This window comes from Paenibacillus jilunlii, assembly GCF_900102965.1.
Taxonomy (GTDB): Bacteria; Bacillota; Bacilli; order Paenibacillales; family Paenibacillaceae; genus Paenibacillus_AQ; species Paenibacillus_AQ jilunlii.
Map to the genome: position 1 here is coordinate 180,815 of NZ_FNGM01000001.1, position 18,071 is coordinate 198,885.

The 18,071-nt window shown below is 48.5% G+C and carries 15 protein-coding genes; all 15 read left to right on the top strand.

Features of this window, described 5'->3' with window-relative positions; genetic code table 11:
• Positions 1-87 precede the first annotated feature (87 nt).
• The 15 genes from BLQ82_RS00845 to BLQ82_RS00915 all read left to right on the top strand — a co-directional run bounded on the left by BLQ82_RS00845 (position 88) and on the right by BLQ82_RS00915 (position 18,058).
• On the top strand, positions 88-1,122 hold the full coding sequence (locus BLQ82_RS00845; protein ID WP_062526479.1) for an ABC transporter substrate-binding protein: 1,035 nt from the start codon (positions 88-90) through the stop codon (positions 1,120-1,122).
• 29 nt (positions 1,123-1,151) lie between these two features.
• Complete coding sequence (locus tag BLQ82_RS00850) at positions 1,152-2,162, top strand: FecCD family ABC transporter permease (RefSeq protein ID WP_062526481.1); 1,011 nt, start codon at positions 1,152-1,154, stop codon at positions 2,160-2,162.
• 40 nt (positions 2,163-2,202) lie between these two features.
• Entirely contained in the window at positions 2,203-3,198 is a 996-nt protein-coding gene (locus BLQ82_RS00855; RefSeq protein WP_062526486.1) for a FecCD family ABC transporter permease, read from the top strand.
• Between the two features lie 57 nt (positions 3,199-3,255).
• On the top strand, positions 3,256-4,023 hold the full coding sequence (locus BLQ82_RS00860; RefSeq protein ID WP_062526489.1) for an alpha/beta hydrolase: 768 nt from the start codon (positions 3,256-3,258) through the stop codon (positions 4,021-4,023).
• Positions 4,024-4,727: 704 nt separating this feature from the next.
• Positions 4,728-5,474, top strand: a complete 747-nt coding sequence (locus BLQ82_RS00865) for a TetR/AcrR family transcriptional regulator (RefSeq protein WP_074647571.1) — start codon at positions 4,728-4,730, stop codon at positions 5,472-5,474.
• A 27-nt stretch (positions 5,475-5,501) separates the two neighbouring features.
• On the top strand, positions 5,502-6,248 hold the full coding sequence (gene map, locus BLQ82_RS00870; RefSeq protein WP_062526493.1) for a type I methionyl aminopeptidase: 747 nt from the start codon (positions 5,502-5,504) through the stop codon (positions 6,246-6,248).
• Positions 6,249-7,048: 800 nt separating this feature from the next.
• Positions 7,049-8,248 (top strand): saccharopine dehydrogenase family protein, encoded by a 1,200-nt coding sequence (locus BLQ82_RS00875; protein ID WP_062526495.1) that lies wholly within the window; start codon positions 7,049-7,051, stop codon positions 8,246-8,248.
• Positions 8,249-8,267: 19 nt separating this feature from the next.
• Positions 8,268-9,404: a carboxynorspermidine decarboxylase gene (gene nspC / locus BLQ82_RS00880; protein ID WP_425281134.1), complete on the top strand. Its 1,137-nt coding sequence runs from the start codon at positions 8,268-8,270 to the stop codon at positions 9,402-9,404.
• Between the two features lie 398 nt (positions 9,405-9,802).
• Entirely contained in the window at positions 9,803-11,503 is a 1,701-nt protein-coding gene (locus BLQ82_RS00885; protein WP_062526497.1) for a carbamoyltransferase family protein, read from the top strand.
• A 47-nt stretch (positions 11,504-11,550) separates the two neighbouring features.
• Positions 11,551-12,120, top strand: a complete 570-nt coding sequence (locus BLQ82_RS00890; RefSeq protein ID WP_062526500.1) for a flavin reductase family protein — start codon at positions 11,551-11,553, stop codon at positions 12,118-12,120.
• A gap of 1 nt (position 12,121) precedes the next feature.
• The gene (locus BLQ82_RS00895; RefSeq protein ID WP_062526503.1) at positions 12,122-13,708 is read left to right on the top strand and encodes a pyridoxal phosphate-dependent decarboxylase family protein; all 1,587 of its coding nucleotides are present in this window, start codon (positions 12,122-12,124) and stop codon (positions 13,706-13,708) included.
• Positions 13,698-14,480 (top strand): glycosyltransferase family 2 protein, encoded by a 783-nt coding sequence (locus tag BLQ82_RS00900; RefSeq protein ID WP_062526505.1) that lies wholly within the window; start codon positions 13,698-13,700, stop codon positions 14,478-14,480. The genes BLQ82_RS00895 and BLQ82_RS00900 overlap by 11 nt, the downstream gene beginning before the upstream one ends.
• Before the next feature lie 21 nt (positions 14,481-14,501).
• Positions 14,502-15,770: a pyridoxal phosphate-dependent aminotransferase gene (locus BLQ82_RS00905; protein WP_062526507.1), complete on the top strand. Its 1,269-nt coding sequence runs from the start codon at positions 14,502-14,504 to the stop codon at positions 15,768-15,770.
• 13 nt (positions 15,771-15,783) lie between these two features.
• Positions 15,784-16,848: a hypothetical protein gene (locus BLQ82_RS00910; RefSeq protein ID WP_143013319.1), complete on the top strand. Its 1,065-nt coding sequence runs from the start codon at positions 15,784-15,786 to the stop codon at positions 16,846-16,848.
• Positions 16,823-18,058 (top strand): phenylacetate--CoA ligase family protein, encoded by a 1,236-nt coding sequence (locus BLQ82_RS00915; protein WP_062526510.1) that lies wholly within the window; start codon positions 16,823-16,825, stop codon positions 18,056-18,058. Before BLQ82_RS00910 ends, BLQ82_RS00915 begins: the two co-directional genes overlap by 26 nt.
• Positions 18,059-18,071 lie beyond the last annotated feature (13 nt).

Here is an 18,071-nt window from a genome sequence, read left to right on the forward strand (position 1 = left end):
TGTCCATGGTGAAATAACAAGCCCTTCGCTATAATCGAAAATGATAATCATTATCAATTGAATTGGCGAAAGGGGATCATACAAAAGATGAAAAGATCATTTTGGATAGCGGGGCTTGTAGTCTTGTTTGTATTAGTGTTAACGGCGTGTGGAGGAAATGACAGAAATAGCCAGACCGCGAAAAGTGCGGCGACAGGCGGGGCAGCGGCAAATGCGTCAACTACTGGAACAGCCGAAGCAGCACAGGAGCCCTCATCATCTCCGGCGGCTGCGGAAAGCGGTACGCGCACGATTGAATACTTGGGCGAACAATATACAGTACCGGCAAAAGCTGAACGGATTGTAATCACGGGGTCCATGGAAGCTATGGAAGACGCACTGGTGCTGGATGTGCATCCGGTGGGTGCCATTACATTCGGCGGGGCTTTCCCGGAACGGTTCGCCGCGATTACGGACAAGGCCGAATCGATTGGGGAGAAAACCGAACCGAACTTCGAAACCATTCTCAAGCTGAAGCCGGATGTAATTCTCGGTACGACGAAATTCAAGCCTGAAGTGGTAGAGCAGCTGAAGAAAATCGCTCCGCTCGTTCAAGTCTCGCATATCGCCAGCAATTGGGAAGCTAACTTGAATCTGCTCGCGGAACTTACAGGCAAGCAGGAGCAAGCCCAAGCGGCAATTGCCGGATATCAGGCCGATCTCGACAGCGCCAAGGCGCAGCTGGGAGACAAGCTGAAGGATAAAAAGGTAGTGGCCCTGCGCATTCGGGCAGGCCAAGTCTTTATTTTCCCGGCAGCAGTATTCGTTAATCCGATTCTGTACAATGATTTGGGACTGACAGTCCCGGCAGAGGTTGAAGCGGCCAAAGCGCAGGAAGCGATCTCGGTGGAGCAGCTGGCGGCAATGAATCCGGATATTCTGTTCCTGCAGTTCGCTGCGGATGAAAATGCTGAGACCGCTACAGCGCTGGAGGAACTGCAGAATAACCCGATTATTCAAAAAATCAATGCGATGAAAAATGATAAAACCTTCGTAAATGTGATCGATCCATTGGCTGAAGGCGGACCCGCATGGAGCCGTGTGCAATTCCTGAAGGCTGCCGTAGAACAGCTTAACAAATAATCCAAGTTTGCATAAAAGAGTGAGATGACATGAAATGGACTGCCGGAGCCAAGACCTTCTCCCTGCTGATGGCGGGAGCTATGCTTATCTTATTTATCAGTCTGCTGTCATTGCTGTATGGCACCAAATCCATCAGCTATGAGACGGTTTGGAATGCGCTGTTTCACCCGGACCCCGATAATATTGATCACCTGATCATACGCACCTCCCGGATACCCCGGGCACTGGGCGCGCTGCTGATTGGCGCTTTCCTGGCTGTGTCAGGAGCGCTTATGCAGGGAATGACACGGAATTATCTGGCGTCTCCTTCGATTATGGGCATCAGCGACGGATCGGTGTTTGCCGTTACGTTATGCATGGTGTTCCTGCCCGGAGCCTCTTCCTTGTCCTTGATCCTGTATTCCCTGGCCGGTTCGGCGCTGGGAGCGGTTCTTGTCTTCGGCACGGCCAAACTGCTGCCCGGCGGGGCTTCGCCTCTGACATTGGCCGTCCTGGGAACGATCATTGGCACATTTCTCGGCGGGGTTTCCCAAGCACTTGCCACCTATTTTCAGGTGTCGCAGAATATCAGCTTCTGGTACAATGCCCGCCTGCATACGATGGACCCGGATCTAATTAAGCTGGCACTTCCCTTTGCTGCTGTAGGGCTAATGCTCGCGCTGCTGATGGGCCGTCCCGTGACCATGCTTTCACTTGGAGATGAAACGGCATCAGGTCTGGGACTGAAAGTGAATGCTATCAAAGGGCTGACCATGCTCAGTGTGGTGATTTTAACAGGTATTTCGGTAGCAATAGCCGGTAAAATTGCTTTTATCGGCCTGATTATCCCGCATATCACCCGCTATCTCGTAGGACAGGATTACCGCAAAATCATTCCTTTTTCCGCCGTGTTTGGCGCATTGTTCCTGGCTCTGTGCGATCTGATCAGCCGGTTCATGAACTTTCCGTTCGAAACGCCGATCGGGGTTGTAACCGCACTGTTTGGCGTGCCCTTTTTCCTGTATTTAATCAAGACCAGAGGGGGCGGGTCACGTGAATAAGCGCAGGTTACCGCCGGCGTCGAAGAGTAGGACCTTCTGGATGTTGTTTGTGCTGGTTGGTGCCCTGACGCTGTGCGGCATGTACCTCAGTCTCACAAACGGCACGTTTGATATTTCGTCCGCAGATGTCGTCCGCACACTGCTGCGGATTCATCCGAACGCGGATCACGATCTGGTGATCTTTGATTTCCGCCTGCCCCGCATTATCCTAGGCGCACTGGTCGGATTCGGTCTGGGAATCGCGGGGGCAGTGCTGCAGGGCATCACCCGCAATTCGCTGGCTGATCCGGGAATTCTCGGCATTCACGCTGCTGCGGGCGCTTTTGTCGTAGTGTTCATGTTCTTCACCGCAGGCACGATGAAGGCTCCGGGCTGGCTGTCGGTGCTGACCATGCCCGTGTTCGGATTCCTCGGCGGACTGGCCGCCACCGTTCTGCTCTTCCTCTTTGCGAGGCGGGCTGGTGAATTTGATCCGCAGCAGCTAATTCTGGTGGGGATTGCTCTGGCCTCCGGGTTCGGCGCCATTACGCTGTACGTCTCGCTGAAGATGGACCCGCAGAATTTTGAGATGGCCGCCGTCTGGCTGGCCGGCAGTGTCTACAATGCGAATTGGAGACAAATTCTGTCGACGCTGCCATGGCTGGTGATTCTCATCCCGGTGATCTGGAGGCGTGCAGCGGTTCTGGATCTGCTACAGCTGCATGAAGTGAGCGTCAAGGGAGTGGGCGTCGCGTCAGGCAGAGAACGGCAGGTTCTGCTGCTCTGCTGTGTCGGCCTGGTCAGCGCCTGTGTATCGGTGTCGGGAAGCATCGGCTTTGTGGGCCTGATCGCCCCGCATATTGCCAGACGTCTTGTCGGCAACAGTTACAGATATATCGTGCCGCTGTGCGGAATGATTGGGATGCTGATGGTTGTTCTATGTGATTTTATCGGTAAATCGGTATTTGCTCCCGCCCAGCTCCCGGTAGGGATAGTAGTTTCAATTATTGGCGTGCCGTACTTTCTGTTCCTGCTGTCCAAGACACGAAAACAATAAGATGCAGATGCGGTGGCAGTAACGCACGAATACGCTTTGGGAAAGGACGCTCCAAGTATGGAAGGAACATTTAGGCGGGAAGTGGTTCAAGGCCGCGGACTGCTGATCTATTTGCCGCGCTCTTATGGTGAAGAAGGCCGGAGATATCCGGTCGTGTATCTGCAGGATGAAGGAAGCGTCATGAAGCAGACGGCTAATTACCTGGAGCATCTGTTCATCGCCGGAGAGCTGCGGGAGCTGATTTTTGTCGGAATGGTTTCTCCTGACCGCAATCATGAATATACCCCGTGGCCGTCTCCGGCGGTTATGCCGGGTTCGCCTGATTTTGGCGGAGGCGGCAGCGGTTATCTGAAGGAGCTGGTGGAGGTTATCAAGCCTTATATCGACGGACAGTATGCCACCTTGCCGGGGAGCAGGGATACCGGGCTGATAGGCTGCTCACTCGGAGGCTTAATCTCTATGTTCGCTTATTATCTGTACCCGGATACTTTTGGCCGGATCGGGCTGCTCTCCGCTTCGTTCTGGTACGAAGGGCTGCTGGAGTTTATGCGGACCCATCCGGCGCCCTCTTCAGGGCGGAAACTCTACATGTATGTCGGGGAGCTGGAGGGATTCTACAAAACCAATGTGCAGAAGCACATGGTGCCCAAGACTCTGGAGGCGCACAGCCTGCTGCTGGAACAAGGGTTAGGTGCAGATGAGCTGCGCTTTGACAGGGACCGGCAGGGAACCCATGACGGTGTATTTTTCAGCCGTCAGCTGCCGGCGGCCTTGAAATGGCTGTTTGGCGCGGGTATTGCAACAGGAAAGAAATATAAAGGGTAAAGAATGAAGTCAGAAGAATACATTGCATAGCGCAATGATTTAAACGTTGCGGAGGCCCCGATTGGGGCTTTTTTGTTATGCAGGAATTTATGACTTCCCTTTCTTGTGGATAAGGAGACGAAAATTCAGTGAATTCACCCAAAGGGTAGAAATTAGCCGGATTCGATAGCCTTTTTCCAATCTAGCGCTGCGAAGAAGCACGTGAGCAGTGCTAGTTGGAAAAAGGAAACTTATTTCTCCCAGAAATCAACAAATGCTAGGTTTAAGTGGAAAAAGGAAACTTAATGGGGCCATATTCCTTCGTCAGAAGTGAAATGAGCTAAATTAGTTACCCTGTTTCCACTTAACCTGCGCGGAACATGGTTCACGGGCAAATTAGTTGCCCTTTTTCCCCTTGGAATAGCCGAAGGATTCGGATAAAGGGTTCTCCAGGCAACGCTAAACTGAAATTCACAACGGCTGCCTTATCCAGTCAAGGACGGCGCAGCCGTTGTGTTCTTGTAAGGAAGTTATACAGTACAAGAGACCAGTGTACTTGGTCATCTTCGGATTGAAATCTAAAACGGGATCTGCTCAGGTGCCCTTGCCGCAAACATCCAATGTTGCCGGAATGGAAATTCTTCAGCTCACCTCTTGTTATTCGCAAGCCGGTGTTTTATATTGACATAAGAGCAGGTCAAAAATAAAAGAGGTGAACGGTTGAGATGACTCCACGCACGAAGGAACAAAACGAAGAGATCCGGCTGCGGCGCCTGGCGCAAATCCGGAAAGCCGCTGCCGATGTGTTTTTGAATAAAGGGCCTTTACTGGAAATCCGCGATGTGGCCGTGCAGGCGGGACTCGGCTATGGCACGGTATACCATTATTACAGCAATAAGAGCGATTTGCTCCACGATCTGCTATGGGATGCGTTGGAGCGGTCCGGGGGATGGCTGGAGGCCCCGCTAAAGGCTCCGCTGAAGGTCCCGCGCGCTTCGGCTTCGGGAGAGGCGCCGGCGGGCGGGCATTTCAGCTTGGCTGCTGCGGCGGACACCGGGAACCCGGCTGCCGCGGATTCCCATAGCGGAAGCCGCGAAACAGCCGCTGCCGCAGAGCTTGGCCCCGCCGCCGCCGCCAGCGTCCGGCTGCTGCAGCTTTGGGCGGAGGACCACGCCCTGTACCTGCTGCATAAGCTCGCCGGTGAGGGCTTTGCCCCGCTGCCTGAAGCGCGCTCGTCCCTGCTCTCGGCCGCCTTTCGCCGGGAGGTGCTCGTGCCGCTTGCCGCGCTGCTGGAAACCGGGCGTGCGGCGGATGGGGCTGCCGCTTCCGGCGGAAACGCTGCGGAGCCGCCGTATCGGCTAGAGCGCGCGGAAATGCTGCTGGCCGCCTTGGTTGGCTGCGCCGCGCTTTCGCTGCGCCGCGGAAAGCTGCACGAGGAGGCCAGGGATATCGCCCTGTTTTTAAAATTATAGAATGGATAAGGAGCGAATAAACACGAGATGATCATTTTAAAATCACCGAGGGAAATCGAAGAGATGAAGCCGGCGAGCCAAATCATTGCGGACTGCTACCGCGAGGTGGCTAAACTGATCGAGCCTGGGATCACCACCCGGGAAATCAATGACTTTGTTGCCAGACACATCACCAAGCTGGGCGGCAAGCAGTTTACAAAAGGGTACAACGGTTTCCCCGCCGAAACCTGCACTTCGGTCAATGATGTGGTGGCCCACGGCATTCCTTCGAACCGGGTGCTTATGGACGGCGACTTGCTGAAGCTCGACATCGTGGTGGAATACGGCGGATGGTTCGGCGATTCGTGCTGGTGTTATGCGGTGGGCAATATCCGGCCGGAGGCAGAAAAATTAATGAAAGTGACAAAAGAATGTTTGGATCTGGGGATCGCCCGGGCGCTCCCCGGGGGCCGGCTCGGCGACATCACGTCGGCGATTCAACAGCATGCGGAAGCGAACGGGTTTTCGGTCGTGCGCGATCTGCTGGCGCACGGGATCGGGCGGAGCCTGCACGAGGAGCCGAGCTACGAGCATATTGGCGCAGCCGGCAAAGGCATCCGGTTAAAGGAAGGCATGGTGTTTACGATTGAACCGATGATCAACGAAGGGACGTTCCGGATCACGATCGACGACGATCAGTGGACTGCGAGAACGGCCGACGGCAGGTTGTCGGCGCAATATGAGCATACGATCGCAGTTACGCCGGACGGACCGCTGATTTTAACGGCCCAGTAAGAATGGAGACGAACGGACAGGAATCCGTCATAGCAGGAAATAAGTCGCCAACCCGGCCTGCTTGGCCTGACGAAAGTTCATAATCCGAAACGGCGACGGGAGTTAGCATTATTGTTTTTATCTAAAGGACTTTACCGTCTACGATGACGGTATTGGATTAACAGGACTACATATAATAACAACAATAACCGGGAGATTCTGGGGAAGCAGCGGCCCGGCGGCAGAATGACAGTTATTATAGGAAGGAAAACGGGTAAAAGAATATATTGCGGCATGCAACAGACGGGATGATCAGGCCAGATTAGCCGGGATAGGTACTGTATATTAATACGGAAATGTGCGCCGAACCCTACAGGGAGGCGGGAGCTGTCCCTGCTTTTCAAAAAGTATTATGAACTAGACAGCTGCTGTGATACAATAATCTAGTTGTCCTGGTTCGTGAAGTTCCAATTCTTACAGTGCGTTTACACACACTGGGATTTGTAGAATAATCCGCAGGAAAACGGAGTATTTCAGTGTATTTCCATGCGTTCCAGAGTATTAACGGGAAAAACAGAAGATTTTACAGTCTCGGCATCAATTTTTGTCGTTTTTTATTGATTTATTGCTGTGCATTCTGTATAATCAGCCTTGTTGATTTTTCAAATGGAATAGCCAAATGCTTCCGAAGCAGTTTTGTACGAAGCTATTCTATGGAGCAACGCTGACAAAACTTCTAGGCTTATGCTTTCGAAGTTAGTTTTGTACGAAGTAAGTCATATTGAAGCATTGCTGACAAAACTTTTAGGAGGTAATCAATTTTGGGAAAAGCGTTAATTATTGGCGCTGGCGGTGTAGCAAGCGTTGTTGTTCATAAATGCTGCCAGAACCCGGATGTATTTGAAGAGATCTGCATAGCGAGCAGAACCCTCGCGAAATGTGATGCTCTGAAAGATAAATTGGCCGGAGGCCAGACGAAGATTTCTACGGCGCAGCTTGATGCAGACAACACGGACGAGGTAATCGAACTGATCAAGAGCTTCCAGCCGGATGTCGTGATTAATGTCGCTCTCCCATATCAGGACCTGACCATTATGGATGCCTGCCTGGCAACGGGAGTGCATTATGTCGATACCGCCAACTACGAACCGCAGGATACAGCGAAATTCGAATATTCCTGGCAGTGGGCCTATAAGGAAAGATTCGAAAAGGCCGGAATTACCGCGCTGCTCGGCAGCGGCTTTGACCCGGGCGTAACCGGCGTGTTCACAGCGTATGCTCTAAAGCATTATTTTGACGAAATCCACACCATTGATATTGTTGACGCCAATGCGGGCGACCACGGTTATCCGTTTGCCACCAACTTCAATCCGGAAATCAATATTCGTGAAATCACCGCCAACGGGCGTTACTTCGAGAATGGTGAATGGATCGAAACGCCGCCGCTGTCCGAAAAGAAAGTCTACGATCTCCCGGAGATCGGTCCGAAGGACATTTACCTGCTGTACCATGAAGAACTGGAATCTCTGGCTGCCAACATCCCGGGCGTGAAGAAAATCCGCTTCTGGATGACCTTCTCGCAGAACTACCTGACTCACCTGAAGGTGCTGGAAAATGTGGGCATGACTTCCATTGAGCCGATTGTGTATGAAGGCAAAGAGATTATTCCTTTGCAGTTCCTGAAGGCAATCCTGCCTGACCCGGCTTCGCTCGGACCAAGAACCAAAGGCAAAACCAACATTGGCTGCATTATCCAGGGCACCAAAGACGGCCAGCCAAAAACTTATTACGTATACAATGTCTGCGATCATGAGGAATGCTACAGAGAAGTTGGCTCCCAGGCCATTTCCTACACCACCGGCGTACCTGCGATGATCGGAGCCATGCTGATTATAAAAGGCATCTGGAAGAAACCGGGCGTATATAACGTGGAGGAATTCGATCCGGACCCATTCATGGATGCACTGAACAAACACGGGCTGCCTTGGCAAGAAGATTTCTCGCCAACGCTGCTGGATTAGGCGTAAGGCAATGAAGGATATAGATATTGACATCAGCACGCTCCCGTCACCTGCCTATCTGGTTGATGAACGGCTGCTGAAGAAGAACCTGGAAACCTTGAATTATGTGCAGGAGAAGACCGGAGCCAAGATTCTTCTGGCGCAAAAAGGATTTTCGATGCACGCGCTGTATCCGCTGGTCGGCAAATATCTGCACGGAGTGACCTCCAGCTCCTTGTTCGAAGCCAGACTTGGGTATGAAGAAATGGGCAAAGAAGTGCATGTCTATGCACCTGCCTACATGGACCGTGAATTCGACGAACTGCTCGGCTACACGGATCATATTGTGTTCAATTCCTTCGACCAATGGGCCCGGTTCAAGCACCGGGTTCAGAGTGCGCCCAAAGCGATCAGCTGCGGCATCCGCGTCAATCCGGAGTACTCTGAGATTGAAGTGCCGCTGTATGATCCTTGCTACAACTACTCCCGCATGGGTGTAACTTTGCCGAATTTCCGGCCGGAAGAGCTGGACGGCATTGACGGCCTGCATTTCCATACCATGTGCGAGCAGAACTCTGACACCCTGGAGCGTACGCTCAAGGTGGTTGAGGAGAAGTTCGGACAATATCTGCATGGCATGAAATGGCTTAACTTCGGCGGGGGACATCATATTACCCGTCCGGATTATGACCTGGAGACGCTCATCAGATGCATTCTCCATATGAAAGAAACCTATGATGTGCAGATCTACCTGGAGCCTGGTGAGGCGGTTGCGCTGAACACCGGGTATCTGGTAGCCACTGTGCTGGACACCATGCACAATGGGATGGATATCGCCATCCTGGATACTTCGGCCGAATGCCATATGCCGGATGTGCTGGCGATGCCATACCGTCCGGGTATTATCGGCGCAGGCGAGCCGGGGGAATATCCGTACACGTACAGACTCGGCGGCATGACCTGCCTGGCGGGCGATATCATCGGGGACTATTCCTTCAAGGAGCCGCTCAAGTACGGCGACAAGCTGGTCTTCCTCGACATGGCGCACTACTCCATGGTCAAGAACCATATGTTTAACGGCGTGAACCTGCCGGCCATCGCTTCGTATAACGATGAAGAGGGCCTGAAGGTGATCCGGGAGTTTGAATACAGCGATTTCAGCGGCCGGTTGTCTTAAACGATTATAACGATTATTCAAACAGGACATTCTGATGTACCATGTCAAGTGGTTATCGGAATGTCTTTTTGTGCTTCAAAAAGAAATGGATGTTTCCGGTTATTGTCCGCATCCATCTTGTGCTGTTTCGCTGAATAAATTACTTAGGCTTAATACCATAAAGCTGCCTTAATTATCTATATAAAATATTAATGAATTGAATTGAATTTATACAAAAATATGTAATTGACAGTATATTTGTTGTGTACTAGAATGGTCTATATTATCGAATAAAGTATAAATTTAGCAAATATATAATAAATTTATTTGATAACAAAAATTTAAAAGAGATGTAATGCTCCATGAAGTATTCTTGAAAAAGGCTTTAGAACGTTTACTTAATTACAAGGAGGGCGTTTATGAGCAAGTACATATTAGGTTTATGTTTATCAGATCATGATTCTTCCGCGTGCTTAATCAAGGATAACCGGATTTTGGTTGCGATCAGCAAAGAAAGACTAACCCGCATTAAACGGCATGGATGCTCTAAAGGTGACTTTGATAATGAAAGCGTTCAATATTGTCTTGACTATGCGGGAATTTCCATTGACGATGTCGATTTAATTGTCCAGAACAGCATTTTTACATACCTCAGCGATCCTGCCTACTATGAAACTCTTCGACACTACAAAGGCAGTCATGATTACAGCGAGCGAATCATTAATATGACACAGCATCCTGTCCTTCCTATTTCGCATCATTTAGCACATGCCTACTCTTCCTACTATTTATCTCCTTTCGATGAAGCTGCGATATTAGTTATTGATTCTATGGGCAATGAAGATCACTCTGTGATGAATTTTTTTCAGGGAGAAGATCGGGAATTTCTGTTATCTTCCGGGTACCGTGCCACCGGAGGGTGGGAGAGGGAATCCGTATACACAGCCAAGGGCGGAATAATTACGCCAATAAGCAAACGTTTCGCACGGGACACACAACCGTATGACAGCTTAATAAAAGGGTTCGGCATCATGTATCATGAGGTCTCGGAATACATATTCGGAGACGGTCACAAAGCGGGGGAGACCATGGGACTTGCTCCTTTCGGCAAAGCCGATTATCCGCTGGGCGCTGTTTCATTTACGGAAGAAGGGTACGCGTTCAATGATGAGTGGCTGAAGCAACTGGATAAGCCGCATCTATCCAAGGATCAGTGGAATGACAGATTTGAGGAATTTGCCGGTTTGGCATATCAGGTGCAAACAGAACTTGAAGATTCGCTTATTCACTTGTGCAATCGTATCCACAAAGAGACGGGACTCGATCACCTGTGCTTGGCTGGAGGCATTGCATTGAATAGCGTAACCAACAAGAAAATTCTTGACCGTACGCCGTTCAAATCCATTTTTATCCCACCGGCTGCCGGCGACAGCGGGATCAGCATCGGCTGTGCGCTTAAAGGGTACCGGGAACTGGGCGGTTCGCCTAAGGAATTTGTTTTTCTCAATGATTATCTGGGGAAGACATATTCCAATGAGGAGATTGTGCAGGCCATAGAGAACTCCGGACTGCAATTCCGCAAATCCGAGGATATTTGCAAAGAGGTCGCAGGGTACCTGAGTGAAGATCAGATTATCGCCTGGTTTCAGGAAGGAAGCGAATTCGGGCCGAGGGCGCTGGGACACCGCAGTATTCTATGTCAGGCTACAAGTATTGAAATGCGGGATTCCCTGAACGCGAGGGTAAAATTCAGGCAGAGCTTCCGGCCATTCGCCCCGAGTGTCATGGAAGAATATGCTCCTGATTTTTTTGAAATGGATTTCAAAAGTCCATTTATGCTCATGGTCACTGATGTCAAGAAGGATAAAGCTGATGTTGTGCCCGGAATAGTGCATGTAGATGGTACCGCCCGGGTTCAGACTGTGACGGAAGAAGAAAACGGCATTTACTACAGATTGATTAAAGAATATGCCCAGTTAACCGGAATCCCATTGATTCTCAATACTTCGTTCAACGTCAACGGCGAACCGATTGTTGAAACCCCTGCCGATGCTCTGAACTGTTATAAATCTACTAACATAGATATTCTTGTGATTGGTGATTATATCATCAGCAAATAAGTGAAAAATATCACATTTTATCTAATGCTTGCTTGGGGGGAATGGGTTTGGGACACAAACTGATTTGGGAACCACATGCCGTATTATTTCCGATGCCTACCGTAATTATCTCTACCGCATACGAGGGAAAAGAAACCATCGACGCCTGTGCCTGGCTGATGCCGGTAAACCTGGATCCGCCTATGATAGCGCTTGCGCTAAGGCCGAAATATTTATCTTGGGAATATATTAAACAAAGCGGAGAATTTGCAGTTAATATCCCTTATGAGAATCAAACGGAATTTACAGATTATTGTGTCAGGACAAGCGGTTACTCCGAGGACAAGCTGCACGAGACCGGATGCAATGTGTTTTACGGTAAACACATCAAGGCTCCCCTGTTAAGCGACAGCATAATCAACATGGAATGCGCTGTGAAAGAGACTTATGAGATCGGCGGAACACACAGCATTTTTGTCGCCGAGGTTCTGCAAACTTATTTTGATGAGAAGATCGTTGTTGACAGGGACAGCGATAATTTGAACGATGCCGTATCGCTTCAGAATGCCAAAGGCATTGCATATGTAATGGGTGAGTATTGGAATCTAGGACATTGTATAGGTTTAAGGAGTGAGTAGGATGGCAGTAAGCAGCGGATTTCGGCCAACAACCGATGATCTGGTTCTTAGCTCAGGCAATAAAGAGATTTTCATGAACATGTTCATGCAGTTGATGAAAAAAGGGGTGGAATTCAAGCTGAGAGAACCCGTAATCAACTTTGTTGAGCCGGGTGAACTGAACGGTATTCTTGATCGTTTTACAGTCAAGCAAGAAGGCATTGAGCTTGTAGAGCTTCTGAATGACTTTGAGACGCTTGGCAAGTATTCGCTTAATTTCAGTTCCGCGAATTTCCTCGCCCAGCCTGATAGCGGCAATTCAATAGCCGGATTACTGGGGGAAATCGGCAAGGTTTTTTTACAGCAGAATACCGTCAATTATGAATATTCACCTGCAGCGACATTGTTGGAGATTAAACTTCTTACTTTGCTGCGGGAGATTATTGGTTACCAAGTGCTGCCCAATCCGGAACTGCTTGCCGTCAATACCGGCGGTGCCTTTACTTTTGGAGGTTATGGCTCCAACATGTCCTGCTTGCTGGCTGCACGCGAGAAACTGAAGGAGAAGTTGAGGGCACAAGGAAAGATATTTAATCCCAGAAGAACAAAGGTAATAGCGGCGGTGCCGTTTGCCCATTATTCGCTGCGCAGAAGCCTGGACATTCTCGGACTGGGCAATAAGGATCTGTCCGATATCCAACTGGCGGAAAATGGGCTTGACCGGGAAGCGACCATTCATGTAGAAACGGAGCATTTCCGCATGAATATCTCTGATTTGGAACGCAAAATTGTGGAAGCGGAGGCGGACGGGACAGATATCATGGCTATCTATGCCATCGCCGGTGAAAGCCGGGCCATGGGGTTTGACCAACTAGCGGAGATCGCTGAACTTGCCCGTAAGCATGACATATGGCTGCATGTGGATGCTTGCCAGGGCGGGCAATGTTTGTTTAGTTCCAAACTGAGGAGAACGTTATTGAACGGAATTGAGCAATGCGACAGCATAGCGCTTGATCCGCATAAAGTGTTTTTGTTGCCTTATAATTTAAGTGCTTTCTTTTTAAGAAATCCAAAGGATTTATATTTATTGCCGAAGGGGTCCACAATTATCAGCAATGAAGATGATTCTTTGGGAAAATTTACTCCCGGGATCGGAAGCAAGGGATTTATATCCCTGAAACTGTATTTCATGCTGAGGCATTGGGGACTGGAGAATGTTGGGCTGGAGATTGACCGGAGGCATGAGCTTGCATTAAGAACCGTTGACATGACCGGACAATTCGAACAGTTGGTAGTACTTAATCCTGAACCACAGCATAACTCCGTCATGCTTATGTATAAAACGCCGGGATACAGGCATGATCATGTGATTTTTAACCAGGTTAACCAAAAGATTCATAAACGCATGACTGAACAAGGAACGTATATGGTTCACACTTTTCCCAGTATTGATGATGAGTCAGTAATCAGTAGCGACAAGAGCGTGCAATTCTATCCGCTTCGCTTGATGTTTGGAAATCCAAACTCTACGGAAGAGAATATCCTGGGCTGTTTAAAAACCATTATTGATCTTGGAGATGAAATCCTGCGTGAACATAATGTGGAATAAGCCAAAAGTTAGCGTGATTATGCCCGTCTATAACCGTGAGGAAGTTCTCAGCTGCGCCATTGAAAGTGTACTGAACCAAGACTATGCAAAATTTGAACTGATCATTGTCGATGATTGCTCGACTGACGGCACGCCTGAATTAATCAGCAATTATGAAAAGATGGATAAACGTATACGCAGTGTGCGGAATGAAATGAACAGCAGGCTTGCCCCGCAGGAATGGGAGCCGCGTAACGATGGTCTGAGACTGGCCCAAGGTGAATATGTTGCCTATCTGGATTCGGATAATGAATGGTGGCCGTCGTTTATCGGGGATATGTCGAAGGTGCTGGAGATGAACCCGGAGATACAGCTTGTCCATTGCAACAGTCTTAATTTCTATCCGCCTCAAGTACTCCAGCGTGTTATGGCATCGGATCAGCGAAAACTAGTCTATTGCGGAAATGATTGTGCATGCTTCAGCTGTGAGGAGCTGACCGAAAGCGAATTCGGTGCTGCCGTATATATCGATACCAATGAAATGATGCATAGGGCTTCTGTATTCCGGGAGATCGGCGGCTACTGGAATACTTTCCACCCGAGGCGTAAGGAGATTCAAGCCTACCAAGGCAACCGCTATTTGTATCGAAGACATAATGATCAGGATTTGTTCGAACGCATCTATTACCGTTATTCACGCCAAAGCATATATCATTTAAACAAAATGCTTGTCAATTATTATTATCCCGGTTCCAACCGCACACGTCAGCCGCAATGGTTCGAGCATATTTAGGCATAGGGAAGGAGACACGCCTTGTCAATTCTTGACACTGTAATCGAGAACAGTCTCGGGTCGTTGAACATCGAGCATTTTTATAACGATTATCTGGTTGCGGACAAGCGTACGCCTGTCCATGATATGAGCCTGGGTGAAATTGCAAATGTCCATTATTCCGAAAATCAATATGGTCTGTATAAGCGGTTTCTTACAGAGCATGATTTGCAGAACAAACTGACCAGATATGGGGGGGCTGAAGGAACTCTTGAAACGGTATTAATAACCGCCAAGCATGCAGGAGCGTTAACCGGTTTGTCTGAACTTGACGAAAGGCATATCACATTTTTTGACGGTGCGCAGGATGCCATATCCAATGTCATCTCTTGCACAGTATCGCCGCTTGGCTCCGGCTACCGCAACAAGCAATTTGTTCTTGCAGCCATTCCCTCGTATCCTTATGCTGCATCTATCCTTAATCAGAAGTGCGGCGTGAAACTGTTCCAGGCTTTTTCTGGGGATGAATTTGCCCAAGGGGTCGTAGATTGCATTGATGAAACGGTAGGGGCCATTCTGGTCAATATTCCGCAAAATCCGCTTGGCTACATCCTTACCGCTGATCATGCGGAAAGAATCAACCATGCGGCGCGTCTGCACGATTGCGCAATTATTGTGGATATGGTCTACGCGGGATTTACGGACAAAGGCGATATTCAACAGGCATTAAGCCAATTTGATCCTGAACGGACCATTTATTGCGACAGTTTTTCCAAAATTTTTGGTCTGCCGGGTCTCAGGTTAGGGATGGCCTTCAGTAGAAATCAACAAATTTGCAGTGCGCTGAGAGCCGTTAAGAGCGCCCATTCGCTGCTGCCCAGTGCACTGAAGTATTTGTTTATCGGTTATTTGCTGAAGGATCATCAAGGACTGATCGAAGCGATTCAATCCTCTTTAAGGATGCGGCATCATCTCTTTTCGAGCAGCTTTGAAGCTTTGAACAGCTCAGCCGCCAGGCTGCTTCCCTCTGATAATCATTTGTATCGGTGCATCGATCTGGGGGGGATGTCCATCACTTCGGATAAAGCGTTAGATGAATGGACGTATTCGTTAGAGAAGATGACCGGGGTGAGAGTTACCTCTGGAAGCAAATTTTTTCCAAACCTTAATTTCGTGCAGAATCATAGTCCCAAATATATGTATTGCAGCAACGGGCAGACCCATAAGCTGTTCTGGCGGATTTCATTGGGGAAAGAACCCGAAATTGAAGCAGTCTCGCAAAAAATATGCAATTTTCTCAGAAACCACTAGAAAGGATCAACAGATGATGGCTGTATATACACATGAGCTTTACAACAGAATTAGCCTGGGTTGGAATCAGGATGAGAAGTTTATTCAAGAAATAGCAGCTAAGTACCAAGAGTATATCACCGAAATATTCTTCTCACCCCCGCTTGCTTTGAAGCTAGGCAACGGTAAGGAGCATTACAAGGAACTGGAACTGGAAGCTTACAGAGAACAATTGACCGAGATCAAAGCTGCGTATCCTCACATTGGCTTAAACATGCTGTACAACTTCTTCTGTATGGGAGATCATTTAAAGCCGGATAAAATCAAGAAATTGCTGGATATTCCGCAAAAATTGGACGTAGGAATTGAGATGCTTTCCGTCTCAAACTTGCTGCTGGCCGAAATTATTATGAAAGAACTTCCCCATATCAAGCTCCATTTATCTGTCAGATTGAATATTGACACGTTCGAAAAAGTCGCATTTCTGGTAGATAAATACGGAGAAGATTCGATTTATTGCATCAATCTGGGCAGAAATTCGGTTTACCAGCTGCCGCTGTTTCAAAAATTAAAGAGGGAATTCCCCGGTATCAAATATAAGATAATCCTCAATGAGTTCTGCACCAGGGATTGCCTGGATTCGGATCTGCATAGCCAAATGAAGGCCCACAACTCATATTTGCACGTCGAACGGTTTCTGTGCGCTTCTTATCAAAAGCATAACTGGTGGCGATATTTTACAGGCCAAGGTATTCTGCCGAACGATATCCATCATTGGTTTGGCCAGATGGATATCTTCAAAATATCTTCCAGATGGCTTCCCACAGAGCAAATCGCAAAAATTATGGAGTTCTACTTGAATGGCGAGGAAGTCAGCCTGGGAGATATTATCTATACCATTGGTCAAGGCGGCACACGCTTCAGGTATAATTCGGAGTTCATGGCCGAGATTGATGTGGACAGGAAATATCCCCAAGATTATTGGAGCCGCCGTTCCAAGTGCAAGTTCAACTGTACTGAGTGCGGCTATTGCAAACAAGTAGCCGACAGCTTTCTTAAAGGAGGGAGCAACAATGGAACGGCTGTTGTCTCATCTTAACTATTTAAAAATGCATGTGCCCTTTTATATGGAGAGAAACCACCAAGCTACTTCCATTGCGGAACTTCCAATAATGACAAAGGACATGATCCGCAAACAATACGGCGAATTCTTCAGTAATGAATTTGCCGAAGTAAAAGATCGCCTGGTTGAGTTTGTGCAGAATCCCGCCATACAAAAAGACCGTACAGACAATGAGCTGTACTTTTCCGAAGATATTATCGTTGAAGAAACTACAGGAACCAGCGGTGTTCCGTTCCGGTGTGCTAAGACCAAGCCGGAACGGGCCATCCTCTCCTTGGGGATCTGGAAGCAGAGACGGCGGGTGGACCGGGAGGTTAGCCCCGGCAATCTTTTTCAATTCAATCATATCGGCAAAGATGCTGACAAATTGGATATTTACAATTATGATCCTGAGAATTTATTGAAAATTTACGGCAAAGTCAAGGATGCAAACGCCCGCTGGCTGCATACTCCACCCAGTACCATTCAGCATCACGTTGTTTCCTTACAAAAAAATAATATTCAGCTTGATCTCCCCAAATTAAAAGTGATCGAGTGCAACGGAGAGTATCTTCGACCGGAGACGAAAAAGATACTTGAGGAATATTTCAACGTTCAGGTCGTCAATCAGTATGGAACAATCGAAACATGGACAATAGGATTAAGCTGTGCCTGCGGCAATTTACATATTAATGAGAATGTATATGTTGAACTGGTTGATGATGACAACAATCCTATCACAAAGCCCCTTGTAACGGGACGGCTACTGCTGACTGCGCTTTCGAACCGGTTGCTACCCTTTACACGCTATCTGTCGGGTGATTACGGATATTTTAATGAAGAAACTTGCGGTTGCGGTAATCCGAACCCCACATTTACGGTCCTTGAAGGCCGGGAGATCAATTTGATCAAAGGCTGCAAAGAAAAATTGTACGGGAATGTGTTTTTTCATCAGATGGTTAGAAGAGTGCTTAGAGAGCGGCAGATTCCCGGGCTGGAATATATACAAGTCATTCAATCCAATTTGGACCATTTCAATGTCTATACGAATTATTTTGATGAGGTAGAAGTGTTCATGGAATTATTCGCTTCCGCAGCCTGTCTGTGTATGGAGCGAGACGTTGCCTTTCAGCACAATATTTTAAGCGAGAGTGAAATTGTACGGAAGCAGCGAGAGAAGCCGAATGTATTCATTTGCAGATGTTAGAGATGGGGAATGC

What these genes read in the sequence shown, in the direction of transcription:
- BLQ82_RS00895 (WP_062526503.1), top strand. Translation starts at nt 12,122, where the DNA reads ATGGCAGTAAGCAGCGGATTTCGGCCAACAACCGATGATCTGGTTCTT.
- map (WP_062526493.1), top strand. Translation starts at nt 5,502, where the DNA reads ATGATCATTTTAAAATCACCGAGGGAAATCGAAGAGATGAAGCCGGCG.
- BLQ82_RS00860 (WP_062526489.1), top strand. Translation starts at nt 3,256, where the DNA reads ATGGAAGGAACATTTAGGCGGGAAGTGGTTCAAGGCCGCGGACTGCTG.
- BLQ82_RS00850 (WP_062526481.1), top strand. Translation starts at nt 1,152, where the DNA reads ATGAAATGGACTGCCGGAGCCAAGACCTTCTCCCTGCTGATGGCGGGA.
- BLQ82_RS00855 (WP_062526486.1), top strand. Translation starts at nt 2,203, where the DNA reads ATGTTGTTTGTGCTGGTTGGTGCCCTGACGCTGTGCGGCATGTACCTC.
- BLQ82_RS00915 (WP_062526510.1), top strand. Translation starts at nt 16,823, where the DNA reads ATGGAACGGCTGTTGTCTCATCTTAACTATTTAAAAATGCATGTGCCC.
- BLQ82_RS00845 (WP_062526479.1), top strand. Translation starts at nt 88, where the DNA reads ATGAAAAGATCATTTTGGATAGCGGGGCTTGTAGTCTTGTTTGTATTA.
- BLQ82_RS00910 (WP_143013319.1), top strand. Translation starts at nt 15,784, where the DNA reads ATGATGGCTGTATATACACATGAGCTTTACAACAGAATTAGCCTGGGT.
- BLQ82_RS00865 (WP_074647571.1), top strand. Translation starts at nt 4,728, where the DNA reads ATGACTCCACGCACGAAGGAACAAAACGAAGAGATCCGGCTGCGGCGC.
- BLQ82_RS00885 (WP_062526497.1), top strand. Translation starts at nt 9,803, where the DNA reads ATGAGCAAGTACATATTAGGTTTATGTTTATCAGATCATGATTCTTCC.
- BLQ82_RS00900 (WP_062526505.1), top strand. Translation starts at nt 13,698, where the DNA reads ATGTGGAATAAGCCAAAAGTTAGCGTGATTATGCCCGTCTATAACCGT.